This is a genomic window from Streptomyces sp. NBC_01515 (assembly GCF_045040345.1).
Taxonomy (GTDB): Bacteria; Actinomycetota; Actinomycetes; order Streptomycetales; family Streptomycetaceae; genus Streptomyces.
Map to the genome: position 1 here is coordinate 7,475,547 of NZ_CP109416.1, position 17,657 is coordinate 7,493,203.

Sequence of the window (17,657 nt, forward strand, 5' to 3'; positions counted from 1 at the left end):
CGATGACGACACTCGCCAGCGGTACCACAGCGTCTGATTCTGTAAAAGATGGCCTGACGCGCGACGCCCTCACCGTCCTGCAACCGGGCTTCCCCGGCACCACGGCCCCCGACTGGCTGCTCCGGCGCCTCGGCGAAGGCCTCGCCTCGGTGGGCCTGTTCGGCCGCAACATCGCGTCACCCGAGCAACTCTCCTCGCTGACCGCCCAGTTGAGGTCCGAACGGGACGACGTCCTGGTCGCGATCGACGAGGAGGGCGGAGACGTTACCCGCCTGGAGGCCCGCACGGGCTCCTCCTTCCCGGGCAACCACGCCCTGGGCGCGGTGGACGACGTGGACCTGACGCGGGCGGTCGCCCACGAGCTGGGCCGCAGACTCGCCGCCTGCGGAGTGAACCTGAACTGGGCCCCCTCCGCGGACGTGAACTCGAACCCCTCCAACCCGGTCATCGGCGTCCGGTCCTTCGGCGCCGACCCGGAGCTGGTCGCCCGGCACACGGCGGCCTACGTCACCGGCCTCCAGTCGGCGGGCGTCGCGGCCTGCACGAAACACTTCCCGGGCCACGGCGACACGGCGGTCGACTCCCACCACGCGCTGCCGCGCATCGACGCGGAGTCGACGGTCCTGGAGCACCGCGAACTGCTCCCGTTCCGCGCGGCGATCGCCGCCGGCTCCCGCGCGGTGATGAGCGCCCACATCCTGGTCCCCACCCTGGACCCGGACCACCCGGCCACCCTCTCCCTCCGCATCCTCACCGAACTCCTCCGCGGCCAACTCGCCTACGACGGCCTCATCGTCACCGACGGCATGGAGATGCAGGCCATCGCCGCCACCTACGGCATCGAACGCGGCAGCGTCCTCGCGATCGCCGCCGGCGCCGACGCGATCTGCGTCGGCGGAGGCCTCGCGGACGACGAGACGGTACGACGCCTGCGCGACGCGCTGGTGGGAGCGGTGCGCTCGGGAGACCTCCCGGAGGACCGCCTGGCCGAAGCGGCGGAACGGGTACGGGGGTTGGCCCGGTGGACGGCTTCGGGTGCCGCTGCCGCTTTGGAGGCGGAGGCCGACGCACAGACGGGCTCCGCGTCAGCGGGAGGCGTGACGCGCGTCGACATCGGACTCGTCGCCGCCCGTCGCGCCCTCACGGTCACCGGGGCCGACGACTTCACCCCGCTCACCGAACCGCCGTACGTCGCCCTCCTCACCCCGGTCGCGAACATCGCCGTGGGCGACGAGACCCCCTGGGGTGTGGCCGCGGAACTCGCCCGGCTGCTGCCCGGTACGGAGACGGGCGGGTTCGCCGGGGAGGACGCGGGGGGCGTGGTCCTGGAGGCGGCCGGGACGCGGCGCATCGTCGTCGTGGTCCGGGACGAACACCGGCACCCCTGGATGGCGGACGCCCTCGACACCCTGCTGGCCGCCCGCCCCGACACCGTCGTGGTCGAGATGGGCGTCCCGCAGGCACCGCCCCGAGGCGCCCTCCACATCGCGACTCACGGCGCGGCCCGGGTCTGTGGCCACGCGGCGGCGGAGGTCATCGCGGGCGCGTGACCGTGAGCCGGGGGAGCGACCCCGACCAGGGGAACACCCCCGAATACACCGGTGCCGGGCCCTCCACGAGCGGGCCCGGCACCGGCACGTACAGATGTGAGACTCTGTCAGATTCCCTGCCAGTCCGGCTTGTTGACGAACGTGTGCCGGAAGTAGTCCGCGAGCTTCAGCTTGGACGCGGCGCCCTCGTCGACCACGACCGTCGCATGGCGGTGCAACTGCAGCGCCGACGCCGGGCACACCGCGGCGACCGGTCCCTCCACCGTCGCGGCGACCGCGTCCGCCTTGCCCTCGCCGGTCGCGAGCAGCACCAGGTGCCGGGCCTCCAGGATCGTGCCGATGCCCTGGGTGATGACGTGGTGCGGCACCTGCTCGATGGCGCCGTCGAAGAACCGCGCGTTGTCCACCCGCGTCTGCTCGGTCAGCGTCTTGATCCGGGTCCGTGAGGCCAGTGACGAGCACGGTTCGTTGAACCCGATGTGCCCGTCGGTCCCGATCCCCAGTATCTGCAGGTCCACCCCGCCGGCCTCGCCCAGCGCCCGGTCGTACGCCTCGCACGCCGCCTGCACGTCGGCGGCGGTCCCGTCCGGGCCGATGAACGCGTCGATCCCGACCCCGAGCGGCTCCAGCACCTCGCGCCGCAGCACCGAGCGGTACGACTCCGGGTGCTCGGCGGGCAGCCCCACGTACTCGTCGAGCTGGGCGATCCGGGCCCGCGAGGTGTCCACGGCCCCGGCGCGGACCTTGGCTGCGAGGGCTTCGTAGATGGGCAGCGGCGTCGACCCGGTGGCCACGCCGAGAAGGGCGTCCGGCTTGCGCCGGAGGAGCTGTGCCATGGCCTCGGCGATGAGTTCGCCGCCCGACTTGGCGTCCGGAACGATGACAACTTCCACGCTGGCCTGCCGTTCTGCAGAGGGGCTTCGAGGAACCCGGAAGAGCTGTGTGGTTTAGACCAATCCGCGCACCAATCTAACAGAGGAGGCTTCTCCCTCCCAGAGTTCGCCGCCTGTCCGAGAACCGGTAACCGCCCCACAGAGGCGTACCTCGCGCAGAGGGGGTGAAATGGACACCGCAGCACAGCCCCGACCGACCTCCGGAGGACCCCGCATGACCGCCACGACCCCGGCCCCCGACAACGAACTCCCCGGCCGGATCATGGCCCGCGAGATGGCCGAACAGCCCGCCGTCCTGCGCCGCATCCTGGACGAGGGCGCCCCGCGCATCCGCCAGGTCGCCCAGGAGGTCGCCGCCCGCAAGCCCCGCTTCGTGCTGCTCACCGCCCGCGGCACCTCCGACAACGCGGCCCTCTACGCCAAGTACCTCCTGGAGATCCGCCTCGGCCTGCCCTGCGGACTCACCTCGATGTCGACGACCACGGCCTACGGCGCCCGCCCCGACCTGACCGACGTCCTCGTCGTCACCGTCAGCCAGTCCGGCGGCTCCCCGGACCTGGTCGCCTCGACCCGGGCCGCCCGCGAGGCCGGCGCGATCACGGTCGCCGTGACCAACAACCCGGACTCACCCCTGGCCGCCGTGTCCGAGTACCACGTCGACATCATGGCCGGCCCGGAGAAGGCCCTCCCCGCGACCAAGACGTACACGGCCTCCCTGCTCGCCCTCTACCTCTTCGTCGAGGGCCTGCGCGACGGCGACGGCGCGGCGGCCAAGGCGCTGCCCGACCTCGCCGAGCAGCTCCTCGCCCGCCAGGACGAGGTCCGCACCCTCGCCTCCCGCTACCGCTTCGCCGAACGCATGGTGATCACCTCGCGCGGCTACGGCTATCCCACCGCCAAGGAAGCCGCCCTCAAGCTGATGGAGACCAGCTACATCCCCGCCCTCGCCTACTCCGGCGCCGACCTCCTGCACGGCCCCCTCGCCATGGTCGACAACGTCTCCCCGGTCATCGCGGTCGTGACGGCCGGCAAGGGCGGCGCCGCCCTCCAGCCCGTCCTCGACCGGCTGCGCGGCCGGGGCGCCGACCTGGTCGTCATCGGCCCGGCCGGCCAGGTCGACCAGGCCTCGGCCGGTTTCGTCCTGCCCGTGGAGGGCGTCCCCGAGGAACTCCAGCCGATCCTGGAGATCCTCCCGCTCCAGCTCCTCGCCTACGAGGTCACCATCGCCCGCGGCCAGGACCCGGACGCGCCCCGCGCCCTGGCCAAGGTGACGGAGACCCGCTGAGCCCGTGGTCCGGCCACGGAAATTCGCATGACCAATCAGTCCCGCACAGGACCCGACACGGTTAGGCTCGTCAACATCCTTCAAAGCATGGACACGGAATGTGGTCTAGTCCACAATGTGTTAACGGCGCAAGCCTCCGTCCTCCCCGCACAGGAGGACGGACCGAGGAACCGAGGCTCTCTGCCCTGACTGCCCCGGCTCCTCATCCATCGGCCGATCGGGACCGCACACCCCGTGGCCGTTGCTGCTCCGGGCTGCGGTGCCGAGAGGGCTGAGGGTCCCTCTCAGGCGCCGCGGCCCGCGGGTGTTTTTAGGACAGGTACAGACCGGCGGGTACGCTCGCAGACGTGCCCTCCATGAACGAACTCGTACGCCAGCACACAGCACTCGACGACTCCGATCTTGAGTGGCTGCACCTGCTGGTCTCGGAGTGGCAGCTGCTCTCCGACCTCTCCTTCGCCGACCTGGTCCTGTGGGTCCCCACGCGTGACGGCACCCGCTATGTCTCCGTCGCCCAGATGCGGCCGAACACCGGGCCCACCTCGTACCAGGACGACATGGTCGGCCACCTCGTCCCGCGTGGCCGCCGCCCCATGCTGGACGCGGCCCTGGACGAGGGCCGGATCGTCCGCGAGGGCGACCCCGAGTGGCGCGAAGAGGTCCCCGTCCGGGTCGAGTCGATTCCGGTACGACGGGACGGGCGCGTCCTGGGTGTCATCGCGCGCAACACCAACCTCCTCACCGTGCGCACCCCGAGCCGCCTCGAACTCACCTATCTGCAGAGCGCGTCGGACCTCGCGCAGATGATCGCGGCCGGTTCCTTCCCGTTCCCGAACCAGCAGGTCGACATGGACGCCTCGCCGCGCGTCGGCGACGGACTGATCCGCCTCGACGGCGACGGCATCGTGCAGTACGCCTCGCCCAACGCGCTCTCCGCCTACCACCGTATGGGCCTCGCCACCGACCTCGTCGGCCAGCCCCTGGGCACGACCACCGCCGAACTCGCCCCGACCCGGGGCCCGGTGGACGAGGCGCTCGCCAAGCTCGCCAGCGGCTGGGCGCCGCGCGAGTTCGAGATCGAGGCACGCGACGGCGTCATCCAGTTCCGGGCGATCCCCCTCAAACCCAAGGGCACCCGCATCGGTTCACTGGTGCTGCTGAGGGACGTCACCGAACTGCGGCGCCGCGAGCGGGAGTTGATCACCAAGGACGCGACCATCCGGGAGATCCACCACCGGGTGAAGAACAACCTCCAGACGGTCGCCGCCCTGTTGCGCCTCCAGGCCCGCCGGATCGACTCCGAGAGCGGCCGGGAGGCCCTGGAGGAGGCCGTACGCCGGGTCGGCTCGATCGCGATCGTGCACGAGACGCTGTCCCAGAACCTGGACGAGCGCGTGGAGTTCGACGAGATCGCCGACCGGGTGCTCGCGATGGTCGCCGAGATCTCCCCGGGCAAGGTCACCGGCCGGCGCAGCGGACGCTTCGGGATACTGGACGCCGAGGTCGCGACCCCGCTCTCCATGGTCCTCACCGAAATCCTGCAGAACGCCCTCGAACACGGCTTCCGCGAGGGCGAGACGGGCACGGTCGAGGTCTCCGCGGTCCGCGGCGGCACCGCGAAGGAGGCCCGCCTCCTGGTCACCGTGCAGGACGACGGCGTAGGCCTCCCCGAGGGATTCGACCCGCACCGCTCCGGCAACCTGGGCCTGCAGATCGTACGGACGCTGGTGGAGGGCGAGTTGGGCGGCACGTTCGACATGGTGCCGGGTCCGGAGCGGGGGACCCGGGTGATCCTGGACGTCCCGGTGCAGGCGCACAAGTGACCTACGTGCACACGATCTTCACCTGGGCAGGTCCGAACAGCCGTATGCGCGACGGCGTTTGAACAGCAAAGAGCCCCGGATCAAGTGATGATCCGGGGCTGCTCGCTCGTTGCTATGCGCATCGGGGGTACTGCGCGCTGCGGCTCGGGGGCGGGAGATGCGTACTCGCTGTACGCGCCGCCAAGCTCAGGCTGTTAGCAGGGTGGGCGTCAGGCGGAGGCCTGACGGGCACGGTTGCGAGCGGCGCGGCGCTTCATGGCGCGGCGCTCGTCCTCGCTGAGACCACCCCAGACGCCGGAGTCCTGGCCGGACTCAAGCGCCCACTGCAGACACTGGTCCATAACGGGACAGCGACGGCAGACAGCCTTGGCTTCCTCGATCTGCAGCAGCGCAGGACCGGTGTTGCCGATGGGGAAGAAGAGCTCGGGGTCTTCCTCGCGGCAAACGGCGTTGTGACGCCAGTCCATGGCTGCTACCTCTCCTTGGTATTACGTGCGGGTTGCTTGTGAATGTGAACGCTTTCACGAATCCCTCAACAAGTGAAGGGCCGAACGCCAGGTTCACTGGCGGAGGTCCTGTGGATTGAAGAGGGGTTCCGGTGATCCGTGGAGGCCGGTGTTGCGGGCCGTCTCGATCGCCACGTAGAGACTCGCAAACCTCAGCGGCGGATACAACCCCTTCCGGAAAGTTTTTTTTGATTCCTCGGTGTCGACTAGGTCACAGCCGTACTTCCATGGGGTGGACCCTGGTCTAAACGTTCGAGTGAAAGGACTTCAGCCCTTTCTGCTCACACAATCACACGCAGTGCACGGCGTACGCCTGTGAACGTCACGCTCGTACGCAGTCCGAGGTGGTCGCCGTCCATCTGGAGGGGCAGGGGGACCTTCGAATGCAAGGTGAACTCACTCAGGTCGTGCAGAGCCGCAGCGTGCTTGCCATGGGGCCCGCGTTCGGGGGACGAAGTGAGCAACTGGGTGCCATACCGGGCAACCGCGGCGCTGGACAGGCGGCTGAGACCGAGTACGTCGAGGCCTTTATCGAACGACGCCTTAGGTGACGTGTACATCGGGCGATTGCCGAGATACGTCCAGGGCGAGGTGTTCGAGACTATGGCCACCACGAGATCGGTGACCGGGTCCGCGCCGGGCTGCTCCAGCGTGATCGTCCCGTGCCGGCGGTGCTGCTCGCCGAGAAACTGCCGGACCACCTGACGCACGTAGAGAGCGTGTGTGGATTTCTTACCCTGCTCGCGCTGCTGCTCGACCCGTCCGACGACCCCGGCGTCGAACCCGAGCCCGGCGTTGAAGGTGAACCAGCGCGAGGGCACGGCCTCGTCCTCGGTGCCGGGCGTCCCGGAGGTCAGCCCGAGGCCGACCGTGCGCTCGCGGCCCTCGCGCAGGGCGTCCAGGATGGCGCCGGTCGCTTCCACGGCGTCGTTGGGCAGGCCCAGGGCGCGGGCGAAGACGTTGGTGGAGCCGCCGGGGACCACGGCGAGGCCGGGCAGGCGCTCCGGGTCGGGGCCGGTGTGGAGCAGGCCGTTGACGACCTCGTTGACCGTGCCGTCGCCGCCGAGGGCCACGACCAGGTCGACGTTCCCGCTCTCCGCGGCCTGCCGGCCGAGGTCGCGCGCGTGGCCCCGGTACTCCGTGGTGACCGCTTCCAGCTTCATCTCGCTCGCCAGCGCGTGGAGCAGGACGTCGCGCGTACGTGCGCTTGTGGTGGTTGCCGCCGGATTGACCACGAGAAGTGCACGCATGAGTTGCAGCGTACCTACTGGGGGGTACTCGGCCCATACCGAGGTAGGCGTTGGGTAAGAGGAGACGGCGTGAGCCTGAACACCTGGGGCCCGATCCCGAGGGCTACCCTTCTGGGGTGAGCGCTGAGCAGACCCCCGCCCCGGAGACCGACGGCCCCGACGGACCCCGTCCGCGCCGTCTGACCTACGCGGCGGTGCTCGTCGCCGTCGAGGGGCTCGCGCTGGCCGTCGCCGGCGTGTGGATGCTCGTCCTGGGTGTCACCGGCGAACCGGACGACCGGCAGCAGGCCGTGACCGGTGGGGTGACCCTGGTGGTGCTCGCGCTGCTGCCGCTGCTCGCCGCGCGCGGGCTGATCGGGCGGCGCGGCTGGAGCCGGGGTCCGGCGGTCATCACCCAGGTCATGGCGTTGCCCGTGGCCTACAACCTGCTCCAGGCCGACAGTGTGGCCATCCCGGCCGGTATCGCGCTCGCGGTGGTCGCGATCGCCGCGCTGGTGCTGCTGGTGAACCCGGCGACGACACAGGCCCTCGGAATCCGAGGGCCCGGTCGACGAACCGAAGAGCCGAAGAGCTGATCCCGGCCGGAGCCTGCTCTCGGACGCCACTTACTTGACGCTTACTCCTCTTACTCCTCGACGAGGAGCTTCTCCCGCAGCTGGGCCAGCGTCCGGGCCAGCAGCCGGGACACGTGCATCTGCGAGATGCCGACCTCCTGCGCGATCTGCGACTGCGTCATGTTGCCGAAGAACCGGAGCAGCAGAATCCGCTTCTCCCTGGGCGGCAGGTCCTCCAGCAGCGGCTTGAGCGACTCGCGGTACTCGACGCCCTCCAGCGCCTCGTCGTACGAGCCGAGCGTGTCCGCGACCGCCGGGGACTCGTCGTCCGTGTCGGGGACGTCCAGGGACAGCGTGGAGTAGGCGTTGGCCGACTCCAGGCCCTCCAGGACCTCCTCCTCCGAGATGCCCAGCTTCTCGGCCAGCTCGTGGACCGTGGGGGAGCGGCCGTGCCGCTGCGAGAGCTCCGCCGTCGCCGTGGTCAGCGAGAGGCGCAGCTCCTGGAGCCTGCGCGGGACGCGCACCGCCCAGCCCTTGTCACGGAAGTGCCGCTTGATCTCGCCGACGACCGTCGGGGTCGCGTACGTCGAGAACTCGACGCCGCGCTCCGGGTCGAAGCGGTCGACCGACTTGATCAGGCCGATGGTGGCGACCTGGGTCAGGTCGTCCAGCGGCTCCCCGCGGTTGCGGAAGCGGCGCGCGAGGTGCTCGACGAGCGGCAGGTGCATACGGACCAGCCGGTTGCGCAGCTCCGCGTACTCGACGCTGCCGCCATCGAGCGTGCGCAGCTCGATGAAGAGTGCGCGCGCCCCGCTGCGGTCCTGGGGGTCGTGCCGTGTGACCTGCACGCTCTGCGTGGCCGCCACGTTGTCCCGCTCGTGCTCGTTCATCGCCTGGCCCGTCGCCCCTTCCCGAGCTTTCGCCTCCTCCCCCGCGCTCGACCCAGTCGGAGCGGGGGAACCCCCGGCAACGGGGGAGACCCCACCAATACGCACGGCACCGTCCTGCTCACGTTGACCGTCGTCCATCACACCGGCCTCCGAGGGTTCTTCCTCCGGGTGCGGCCGGGCCTGTTCGGGGATTCCGCCGCGTGGCACGAGGGAGCCGTCGTCCGCCGTGCGGCGGGATCCGCCTGAGCCGCCCTCGGCCGGCAGCTCCCGTGTGCCGCGCTCTTCGTCCCGCACCGGCCCGTCCCCGTTCCTCACGCCGGCCCGGGTCCCGCGCCGCGCTGTTTGTAGAGGCTGATCGAAACGGTCTTGTCCTCGTCGACTGCCGATGAGACCTTGCCCGCGAGGGCCGAGAGCACGGTCCACGCGAAGGTGTCGCGCGCGGGGGCGTGACCGTCCGTCGTCGGGGCGGAGACGGTGACTTCGAGCGAGTCGTCCACGAGGCGGAAGACACAGCTGAGCACCGAGCCCGGCACGGCCTGCTGGAGCAGGATCGCGCAGGCCTCGTCCACCGCGATGCGAAGGTCCTCGATCTCGTCGAGGGTGAAGTCCAAACGGGCCGCGAGGCCGGCCGTGGCCGTACGCAGCACCGACAGGTAGGCACCCGCAGCCGGCAGCCGGACTTCCACGAAGTCCTGGGTCGCGGGCTCGCCTGCGATCTGGGACACCCTCACCTCCAAGGTGGTACAAGCTCTTTCGGGGGCCCAGGGGTCGCCCCCCGGGGTAACGCGATACTTGGTTCAGCGGTGACGCTACCGCGCTCCGAACTTTTCTGTCCCCGGGACCCCAACCCCATGCTGTCACTCATAGTAAACCTACGGATACGCTCCGTGGCTAGGGGTCCTGCGGGCCCAATTGGGAAGAGCGCGCGCCGGGTTGACGTACCCAGACGTCAGACGGTCGAACCGTCGAAACCGGCGGTCGGATTACGGCGTCACAGGAGTACGTGATTCACGGCGTCACAGGAGGACGTGGTCGACGAAGCACCAGCGCCAGCTCTCCCCGACCTCGAACGTCCGCATCACCGGATGTCCGGAGTCCTTGTGATGTGCTGTGGCATGGCGCAGGGGCGAGGAGTCGCAGCAGGCGACATGGCCGCAGAAGAGGCACAGTCTCAGCTGCACCGGGTGGGTGCCTGCCGCCAGACACTCCAGACAGGTCTCGCTCTGGGCTCCCGGTTCGGGGAGCGGCAGCGCGTCGGCGTGCGTGCACGGTTTCATGATTGCCAGATTACGACGGGTGTGCGGTTGGCCGCGCGAAAAAACGAGGGCGGGCGAGAACGATGGACGTGATGCCACTGCTGTTGCTGGTGGCGGGGAGCGCCGTGGTGGCGGCCGGGGCCCGGCGCACCCCGGTGCCGGCACCGCTGCTGCTGGTCGCGGTCGGGCTGGTCGTCTCGTACGTCCCGGGGGTGCCCGACTACACCCTCGACCCGGAGGTCGTGCTGCCGCTGCTGCTGCCCCCGCTGCTGTACACGTCGGCCACCGACAGCTCGTACCTCGATCTGCGGGCCCAAGTGCGGCCCGTGGCACTGCTGTCGGTCGGCTACGTGCTCTTCGCGACCTTCGTCGTCGGCTGGGCCGCCTACGTGATCGTGCCGGGGCTGCCGCTGACCGCCGCCTTGGTGCTGGGCGCGGTGGTGGCACCGCCGGACGCGGTCGCGGCGACGGCGGTGGCCCGCCGGGTCGGATTGCCGTCACGGATCACGACGATCCTCCAGGGCGAGTCCCTGCTGAACGACGCCACCGCGATCACCGCCTACAAGGTGGCCCTCGCGGCCGCGATCGGCGAGGGCGCCACCTGGGCCGGCGGCATCTGGGAGTTCCTGCTCGCGGCCGTCGGCGGGGTCGGGGTCGGGCTCCTGATGATGGTGCCGATCCACTGGCTGCGCACCCACCTCAAGGAGGCGCTGCTGCAGAACACGCTCTCCCTGCTGATCCCGTTCGTCGCCTACGGGGTCGCCGAGCAGGTGCACGCCTCCGGGGTGCTCGCCGTCGTGGTCGTGGCGCTCTATCTGGGCCACCGCGCGTGGGAGGTCGATTTCGCGACCCGCCTCCAGGAGGAGGCCGTGTGGAAGATGGTCGCCTTCGTCCTGGAGTCCGCGGTCTTCGCCCTGATCGGACTCCAACTGCCGGTGGTCCTCAAGGGGCTTGGCGAGTACCGGGGCCTGGACGCCGCATGGTACGCGATCGCGCTCTTCCTGGTGGTCGTCGCGACCCGGTTCGTGTGGGTGTACCCGGCGGCCTTCATCCCCCGCATCCTGTCGGCGCGGATCCGGGAGCGCGAGGACAGCCCCACCTGGAAGGGGGCGATGACCACCGCGTGGGCCGGCATGAGAGGCGTGGTCTCGCTGGCCATCGCCTTCTCGATCCCGCTCACGGTGCACGGCGGCGGTCCCTTCCCGCAGCGCAACCTCATCCTGTTCCTGACCTTCACGACGGTCATCGGCACCCTGGTGGTGCAGGGCCTGAGCCTGCCCCCGATCATCCGGCTGCTGAAATTCCCCGGCCGCGACCAGCAGGCCGAGACCCTCGCCGAGGCCAACGCCCAGGCGCAGGCCTCCCGCGTCGCCGAAAAACGCCTGGAGGCCCTCCTGGAGGACGAACGCAACGCCCTGCCGCCTCCGCTCGCCGACCGCCTCCGCGAGGTCCTGGAACGCCGCCGCAACGCCGTCTGGGAGCGCCTCGGAGCCACCAACCCCGTCACCGGCGAGACCGTCGACGACACCTACCGCCGCCTCTCCCGCGAGATGATCAGCGCCGAACGCTCGATGTTCGTCCGCCTCCGCGACGGCCGCTACATCGACGACGAGATGCTCCGCACCTTGCTGCGCAGGCTGGACCTGGAGGAGGCGGCGGCTTACCGGGAGGCGGCCTGAACGGGTCGGGGCGTGGGGCCGTGTCGATTCTGCGGCTCCGCCGCGCGGGCACGGCCAGTCACGATGGTGCCGTAGACGACCAACGGCACCTCGCGGCAGCTCCCGGCTCCAGCGGAGCGCTCAGTGGTGGCTACGGCGTCTGGAGGGGGCCTTACGGGAATGGGCGCCCGGTGACGACCGCCGCGATCGTCGTCCCGCTCGGAAAGGCACCCTCGTCGGCCAGGACGACAAGTCCGTACAGCAACTTGGCGACATAGAGACGCTCTACGGCCGGCCCGTGCCGGTCCTCGAAGTCCTCGGCGAAGGCGTCGAGTTCGGCAGGCACGCGCGCGTAGCCCCCGAAATGGAAGCGGTCGTCGAGCGACCAGTCGCCCCGTCGGCCACCGAAGGCGCGCTTCTGCAGTTCCTCTATGTCGGCGCTCAGGAAGCCGCCCTTGAGGACCGGTATCCCCAAGGCGCGCTGGTCAGGGGCGAGTCCGGCGGCCAGTCCGGCCAGTGTGCCGCCGGTCCCGCACGCGAGGGCGACGACATCGACGTCGGCACGCGCGCGTAGTTCCTCACCCAGGGCCCGGCAGCCGCGCACGGCAAGGGAGTTGCTGCCGCCCTCGGGGACGACGTACGCGTCCTCCGCGCCCGCCCCGCGCAGGATCGCGGCCAGGCTCTCCGGTTCGCTCTTGCGCCGGTACGTCGACCTGTCGACGAAGTGGAGGCGCATCCCGTCGGCCGCGCACCGGGCCAGGGACGGGTTGAGCGGGCGGTCGGACAGCTCCTGCCCACGGACCACGCCCACTGCCGACAGCCCCAGGAGGCGCCCCGCGGCGGCGGTGGCGCGCAGGTGGTTGGAGTAGGCACCGCCGAACGTGACGACCGTACGGCCGCCCGCCGCCGTGAGGTTGGGCGCGAGCTTGCGCCACTTGTTGCCGATGAGATCCGGGTGGATCAGGTCGTCCCGCTTCAGCAGCAGCCGGACGCCATGCCGGCCGAAGCGCCGGTCCGTGATCTCCTCCACCGGCGACGGAAGCCGGGGCCGCAGGGCGGCGAGGTCGGTGCTGGTCACGGCACCATTGTCACCCGGGGCGTACGGATATCCGGGCTGCCGGGGTTGCCCGGGTTGCGAGGGGAGTCCGTGTCGCTCGGGGTGCCCGGGGCATTCGGATCGCCCGTGTCACCCGGCGCCCCATGCCGCCCCCTCCCTATGCCACCCCCGCCCCATTCCACCCCGCGCCCCCCGCCCCACGCCACCCAGGAGTCACTTCAGCCGGTCGTGGACCCGGTCCCGCAGCCACGTCATCGTGAACCCCCGCGGGTCCACCTTCCCGGGCTGCCACTCCAGGTGGCCGATCACCGATCGCTCCGACCAGCCGTGGTGGCGGCAGATCGCCGCGCAGACCTTCTCGATCGTCTCCAACTGGGCCTCGGGCCACGGGTCCTCGCCGTCGCCGAGGTTCTCGCACTCGAAGCCGTAGAAGTGCCGGTTGCCGTCGGTGTTGGCCTCGTTGTCGTGCGGCAGCGCCTTCTCGGCGATCACCGCGCGCAGGACGTCGTCGTCGCCGAGGCCCGCGTGGTTGGCGCGGCCGTAGCCGACCAGGTGGAGGCGGCCGTCCTTGGTGATGACGCCGTGGCAGAGCGGGCCGGGGAGGTCCGGGCGGCCGTCGCGGCACAGTGCCACCGTCTGCGCGCTGCCCTTGGTGACCGTGTGGTGGATCATCACGCCGTGGACGGGTCCCCACGGGCCCTTGTGGTTGCGGTTGTGGTGCTCCCAGTCGCCGACCTCGACGACGGTGACGCCCTCCGCCTTGATACCGGCCAGGAAACCGCCCGCGGACATGGGTGAGGCCATGACGCCTCCTTCGTGCTGTGCGACGGCCGCTGTGCAAGGCCGTCTCGTATCGCTGCTTGTACCGAAAAAGCGCGGTACGGACGACTTGTTCGCACGGCGTGCGAGCCGTTCCGGACACCGGCCGACCCGGCGGCAACTCGAACACCATTCGACGTAAACAGGCCCTGTGCCCAGCAGTTGAAGATCCATTCCCGCTCTTTCGGGTAATACCACCAGCACGCTCCGTGAGGAAGGCTGGTGCGCGAGAACGATGCCGGGCGCACAGGTGCCGGGCATGAATGGGGAGGGCATTTCTCTATGTCGGTAGGCGAAGAGGTCCGCGCGGAGCAGAACAAGCCGCAGCAGAGTCTTGGTACGGCGGCTGCGCGGAACCTGGCCACGACCACGAAGTCCGCGCCGCAGATGCAGGAGATCAGCTCGCGCTGGCTGCTGCGCACACTGCCGTGGGTGAACGTGCAGGGTGGCACATACCGGGTGAACCGACGGCTGAGCTACTCCGTGGGCGACGGCCGGGTGACATTCGTGAAGACCGGCGACCGCGTCGAGGTCATCCCCGCGGAGCTGGGCGAACTGCCCGCGCTGCGGGACTACGAGGACGAGGAGGTGCTCTCGGAGCTGGCGACCCGCTGCCGCCAGCGCGAGTACGCCCCGGGGGAGGCGATCGCGTCGTTCGGCGGCCAGGCCGACGAGGTGTACCTGCTGGCGCACGGCAGGGTGGAGAAGGTCGGCACGGGCCCGTACGGCGACGACACGGTCCTCGGGGTCCTCGCCGACGGCGCCTACTTCGGCGACCAGGCACTGCTCGACCCGGAGGCCATCTGGGAGTACACGGCCCGCGCGGACACCGCCTGCACGGTGCTGATCCTGGCCCGCGGGGACGTCGAGCAGGTCGCGGAGCGCTCCGAGACCCTGCGCGACCACCTCACGCAGCTGCGCGCGATCCCCGAGCAGCGCACCAACAAGTACGGCGAGAAGTCCATCGACCTCGCCTCGGGCCACTCCGGCGAGCCGGACATCCCGCACACGTTCGTCGACTACGACGCCAGGCCGCGCGAGTACGAACTGAGCGTCGCCCAGACCGTCCTGCGCATCCACTCGCGCGTGGCCGACCTCTACAACCAGCCGATGAACCAGACGGAGCAGCAACTCCGGCTCACCGTCGAGGCGTTGAAGGAGCGCCAGGAGCACGAACTCATCAACAACCGCGAGTTCGGCCTGCTCAACAACTGCGAGTACGACCAGCGGCTCCAGCCCCACGACGGCGTCCCCAGCCCGGACGACCTGGACGAACTGCTCAGCAGGCGGCGCGGCACCAGGATGCTCCTCGCCCACCCGCGCGCGATCTCCGCGTTCGGCCGCGAGCTGAACAAGCGCGGACTGGTCCCGGAGTCCATCGACGTCGGCGGCAACCGCATCCCGACCTGGCGCGGCGTGCCGATCTACCCGTGCAACAAGATCCCGGTCAGCGACCGGCGGACCACCTCGATCATCGCCCTGCGTACCGGCGAGGCCGACCAGGGTGTCATCGGCCTCCAGCAGGCCGGCATCCCGGACGAGATCGAGCCGAGCCTCTCGGTGCGCTTCATGGGCATCAACGAACAGGCGATCATCAAATACCTGGTGACGGCCTACTACTCGGCGGCGGTCCTCGTGCCCGACGCCCTCGGCGTCCTGGAGAACGTCGAGATCGGCCGCTGGAGGTGACGTTTCACCAGCTGGACGCGGTGTTCCCGCCCAAAAGGGCGGGTACACCCCGGTCGAACGCGACCGGCCGCAGCGGAAACGTCACCGTCCGCGGACTCTCCGAGGGGGACCCCATGGCCGAGTTCGGGACGGAGACGAAACACCCCGCCGACGGGAGCCCGAAACCTGACGGGAGCCCGCCACCTGACGGGACCCGGCCGCTCGACGGGACACCGCCGGCACCTTCGACACGGCCGGCACCGCCGTCCGACGGGCACGAGGCGGCGGTGATCCTGGAGGGGGCCAGGACGTCCGTCGACCCCGGACTGCGCGCGGCGATCGACTCGTTGCCCGGCTCGATGCGCCGGATCGCGCTCTACCACTTCGGGTGGGAGCACGCGGACGGCACACCGGCGGCGGGCAATGCCGGCAAGGCGATCCGCCCCGCCCTCGTCCTCGCCGCCGCCACCGCGCTCGGCGGCGAGCGGGCCCGGGCGAGCGCACTGCGGGCCGCGGCGGCGGTGGAACTGGTCCACAACTTCACGTTGCTGCACGACGACGTGATGGACCGGGACACCACCCGCCGGCACCGGCCCACCGCGTGGACCGTGTTCGGCGACGCCGACGCGATCCTCGCCGGGGACGCCCTCCAGGCGCTGGCCCTCCGGCTGCTCGCCGAGGACCCGCACCCGGCGTCCTCGGCCGCCGCGGCCCGGCTCGCGGACTGCGTCGTCGAACTGTGCGAGGGCCAGCACGCGGACACCGCCATGGAGAAGCGGGCCCCCGGCGAGGTCACCCTCGACGAGGTGCTCGTCATGGCCGAGGCCAAGACCGGCGCGCTGCTCGGCTGCGCCTGCGCGGTGGGCGCGCTGTACGCGGGGGCGTCCGCCGAGGACGTCGAGGCGCTGGACGCGTTCGGCCGCCAGGCCGGGCTCGCGTTCCAGCTGATCGACGACGTCATCGGGATATGGGGCGACCCCGGCCGCACCGGCAAACCGGCCGGCGCCGACCTCGCGGTCCGCAAGAAGTCCCTGCCCGTGGTCGCCGCCCTCACCTCGGGCACACCGGCGGCCGTGGAACTCGCGGAACTGTACGGAATGCCGTACGAGGAAGGGGAGTTGGAGCGCACCGCGCTCGCCGTCGAGCGGGCGGGCGGCCGGGACTGGGCGCAGGACCAGGCGGCCGACCGGATGGCGCGGGCCGTGCAGGAGCTGGCCCGGGCGATCCCGGACCCGCAGGACGCGGGCGGTCTGCTCGCGCTGGCCGAGTTCGTGACCCGGCGCAGCAGTTGATGACTCCGGAGCCTCCCGGAACCGCGCGGACCTGACCCCGCACGGCCACCGGAGGCCCCGGACCGGCGGGTCCCGCGCATCCCCACGGTGCGCGGGGCCCGCCATCGTTCACCGAAAACCGGATAGGCTCAACACCCGTACGGAATACGACTGTTGAGACGTTGGGGTGGACGGAACATGGGCGTGGCGATACGGGCGGCGGGCGAGGGCGACAGGGAGCTGGTCGTCCGGCTGCTGGACGAGGCGTTCCAGGACGATCCGGTGAGTGGCTGGGTCTTTCCCGACGCCGAGTACCGCCGTACGACCCACCACAGGCTGATGGCCGCCTTCACCGACGCGGTGTTCGCCGACGGCCGTATCGACCTCGCGGAGGACGGCGCGGCGTGCGCGCTGTGGCTGTCGGTACCGGCCGAGGCGCATCCGGAGGACGGCGAGGACGAAGCCGTAGGGCTACGGGAGTTGGTCGATCCCGACAACGAGCGGGTGGAGACGATAGCCCGGCTGATGTCGGAGTCCCATCCCGCCGGCCGTGCCCACGAGTACCTGTGGATGATCGCCGTGGCACCGGGCCGCCAGGGCGACGGCCTCGGCGCCGCGCTCATCCGGCACGTCCTGGACCGCTGCGACCGCGAGGGCCTGCCCGCGTACCTGGAGGCGAGCAGCGAACGCAGCACCAAGCTGTACGAACGCCTCGGCTACACCTTCACCGACACCACCCTCGACCTCCCGGACGGCCCGAGCATGTACCCGATGTGGCGCGAGCCGAAGCCGTAGCGAGGGCGGGCGCAGGGGTCGTAGCGTGGGCTTATGCCGGAACAGGAACTCACCACCACTCCCATCCTCCACATCACCGAGCGCGCCCTGTGGGACGCGGCCCGCGCGCGGGGGAGCTACGAGTGGTCGACCCGTGGCCGCACCCTCCAGGAGGAGGGCTTCATCCACTGCTCGACCCGTACCCAACTCCCGCGTGTGGCGGCCTTTTTGTACGGTTCCTACGACGGCCCCGACGAGCTGGTGGTCCTGGTCGTGGACCCGGCCCGGCTCGACGCACCGCTGAAGTACGAGGCGCCGGAGCCGGGCGGGGAGGAGTTCCCGCATGTGTACGGGGCGATTCCGGTGGACGCGGTGGTGGATGTGGAGGTGTGGACGGGCTGAG

Annotated in this window: 17 protein-coding genes; 9 read left to right on the forward strand and 8 right to left on the reverse strand. The window is 70.7% G+C overall.

All coding sequences use genetic code 11. From position 1 onward, the window contains the following. Positions 1–2 precede the first annotated feature (2 nt). Positions 3–1,550 carry a glycoside hydrolase family 3 protein gene (locus OG407_RS33995; RefSeq protein WP_405863306.1) on the forward strand — a complete coding sequence of 516 codons (1,548 nt, stop codon included), beginning with the start codon at positions 3–5 and terminating at the stop codon, positions 1,548–1,550. A 107-nt stretch (positions 1,551–1,657) separates the two neighbouring features. Here the strand turns inward: OG407_RS33995 and nagB are convergent, their stop codons facing one another. Further along, on the reverse strand, positions 1,658–2,443 hold the full coding sequence (nagB, locus tag OG407_RS34000) for a glucosamine-6-phosphate deaminase (protein WP_405863307.1): 786 nt from the start codon (positions 2,441–2,443) through the stop codon (positions 1,658–1,660). A 214-nt stretch (positions 2,444–2,657) separates the two neighbouring features. On the opposite strand from nagB, the gene OG407_RS34005 reads away from it, so the two are divergent. Next, a complete protein-coding gene (locus OG407_RS34005; RefSeq protein ID WP_405863308.1) occupies positions 2,658–3,728 on the forward strand; it encodes an SIS domain-containing protein in 1,071 nt (356 codons plus the stop codon). A gap of 356 nt (positions 3,729–4,084) precedes the next feature. Continuing rightward, positions 4,085–5,551, forward strand: a complete 1,467-nt coding sequence (locus OG407_RS34010; protein WP_403591393.1) for a sensor histidine kinase — start codon at positions 4,085–4,087, stop codon at positions 5,549–5,551. A 209-nt stretch (positions 5,552–5,760) separates the two neighbouring features. Here OG407_RS34010 and OG407_RS34015 read toward each other — a convergent pair whose 3' ends face one another. Both OG407_RS34015 and OG407_RS34020 read right to left on the reverse strand, forming a co-directional pair. Beyond that, entirely contained in the window at positions 5,761–6,018 is a 258-nt protein-coding gene (locus tag OG407_RS34015; protein WP_006142322.1) for a WhiB family transcriptional regulator, read from the reverse strand. A gap of 320 nt (positions 6,019–6,338) precedes the next feature. Further along, a complete protein-coding gene (locus OG407_RS34020; RefSeq protein WP_328679161.1) occupies positions 6,339–7,307 on the reverse strand; it encodes a diacylglycerol kinase family protein in 969 nt (322 codons plus the stop codon). A 116-nt stretch (positions 7,308–7,423) separates the two neighbouring features. On the opposite strand from OG407_RS34020, the gene OG407_RS34025 reads away from it, so the two are divergent. Continuing rightward, positions 7,424–7,882: a hypothetical protein gene (locus OG407_RS34025; protein WP_405863309.1), complete on the forward strand. Its 459-nt coding sequence runs from the start codon at positions 7,424–7,426 to the stop codon at positions 7,880–7,882. Between the two features lie 50 nt (positions 7,883–7,932). Here OG407_RS34025 and OG407_RS34030 read toward each other — a convergent pair whose 3' ends face one another. The 3 genes from OG407_RS34030 to OG407_RS34040 all read right to left on the reverse strand — a co-directional run bounded on the left by OG407_RS34030 (position 7,933) and on the right by OG407_RS34040 (position 10,028). Next, positions 7,933–9,066 carry an RNA polymerase sigma factor SigF gene (locus OG407_RS34030; protein ID WP_405863310.1) on the reverse strand — a complete coding sequence of 378 codons (1,134 nt, stop codon included), beginning with the start codon at positions 9,064–9,066 and terminating at the stop codon, positions 7,933–7,935. Further along, positions 9,063–9,476, reverse strand: coding sequence for an anti-sigma regulatory factor (locus OG407_RS34035; RefSeq protein ID WP_019058277.1), 414 nt, complete (start codon positions 9,474–9,476; stop codon positions 9,063–9,065). Before OG407_RS34035 ends, OG407_RS34030 begins: the two co-directional genes overlap by 4 nt. 291 nt (positions 9,477–9,767) lie before the next feature. After that, entirely contained in the window at positions 9,768–10,028 is a 261-nt protein-coding gene (locus tag OG407_RS34040; protein ID WP_405863311.1) for a UBP-type zinc finger domain-containing protein, read from the reverse strand. 62 nt (positions 10,029–10,090) lie between these two features. Here OG407_RS34040 and OG407_RS34045 point away from each other — a divergent pair, with 62 nt between their 5' ends. Then, complete coding sequence (locus tag OG407_RS34045; RefSeq protein ID WP_033282091.1) at positions 10,091–11,686, forward strand: Na+/H+ antiporter; 1,596 nt, start codon at positions 10,091–10,093, stop codon at positions 11,684–11,686. Positions 11,687–11,837: 151 nt separating this feature from the next. Here the strand turns inward: OG407_RS34045 and OG407_RS34050 are convergent, their stop codons facing one another. Further along, positions 11,838–12,743, reverse strand: coding sequence for a 1-aminocyclopropane-1-carboxylate deaminase/D-cysteine desulfhydrase (locus OG407_RS34050; protein ID WP_405863312.1), 906 nt, complete (start codon positions 12,741–12,743; stop codon positions 11,838–11,840). A 192-nt stretch (positions 12,744–12,935) separates the two neighbouring features. Continuing rightward, positions 12,936–13,526 (reverse strand): N-acetylmuramoyl-L-alanine amidase, encoded by a 591-nt coding sequence (locus OG407_RS34055; protein ID WP_403591018.1) that lies wholly within the window; start codon positions 13,524–13,526, stop codon positions 12,936–12,938. Positions 13,527–13,823: 297 nt separating this feature from the next. Between OG407_RS34055 and OG407_RS34060 the strand changes: the two genes are divergently transcribed. The 4 genes from OG407_RS34060 to OG407_RS34075 all read left to right on the forward strand — a co-directional run bounded on the left by OG407_RS34060 (position 13,824) and on the right by OG407_RS34075 (position 17,656). Continuing rightward, the gene (locus OG407_RS34060) at positions 13,824–15,230 is read left to right on the forward strand and encodes a family 2B encapsulin nanocompartment shell protein (protein WP_327401374.1); all 1,407 of its coding nucleotides are present in this window, start codon (positions 13,824–13,826) and stop codon (positions 15,228–15,230) included. A gap of 113 nt (positions 15,231–15,343) precedes the next feature. Beyond that, a complete protein-coding gene (locus tag OG407_RS34065; RefSeq protein WP_405863313.1) occupies positions 15,344–16,501 on the forward strand; it encodes a family 2 encapsulin nanocompartment cargo protein polyprenyl transferase in 1,158 nt (385 codons plus the stop codon). Positions 16,502–16,678: 177 nt separating this feature from the next. Beyond that, on the forward strand, positions 16,679–17,275 hold the full coding sequence (locus OG407_RS34070; RefSeq protein ID WP_405863314.1) for a GNAT family N-acetyltransferase: 597 nt from the start codon (positions 16,679–16,681) through the stop codon (positions 17,273–17,275). 33 nt (positions 17,276–17,308) lie between these two features. After that, entirely contained in the window at positions 17,309–17,656 is a 348-nt protein-coding gene (locus tag OG407_RS34075) for a DUF952 domain-containing protein (protein ID WP_405863315.1), read from the forward strand. Position 17,657: the final 1 nt, after the last annotated feature.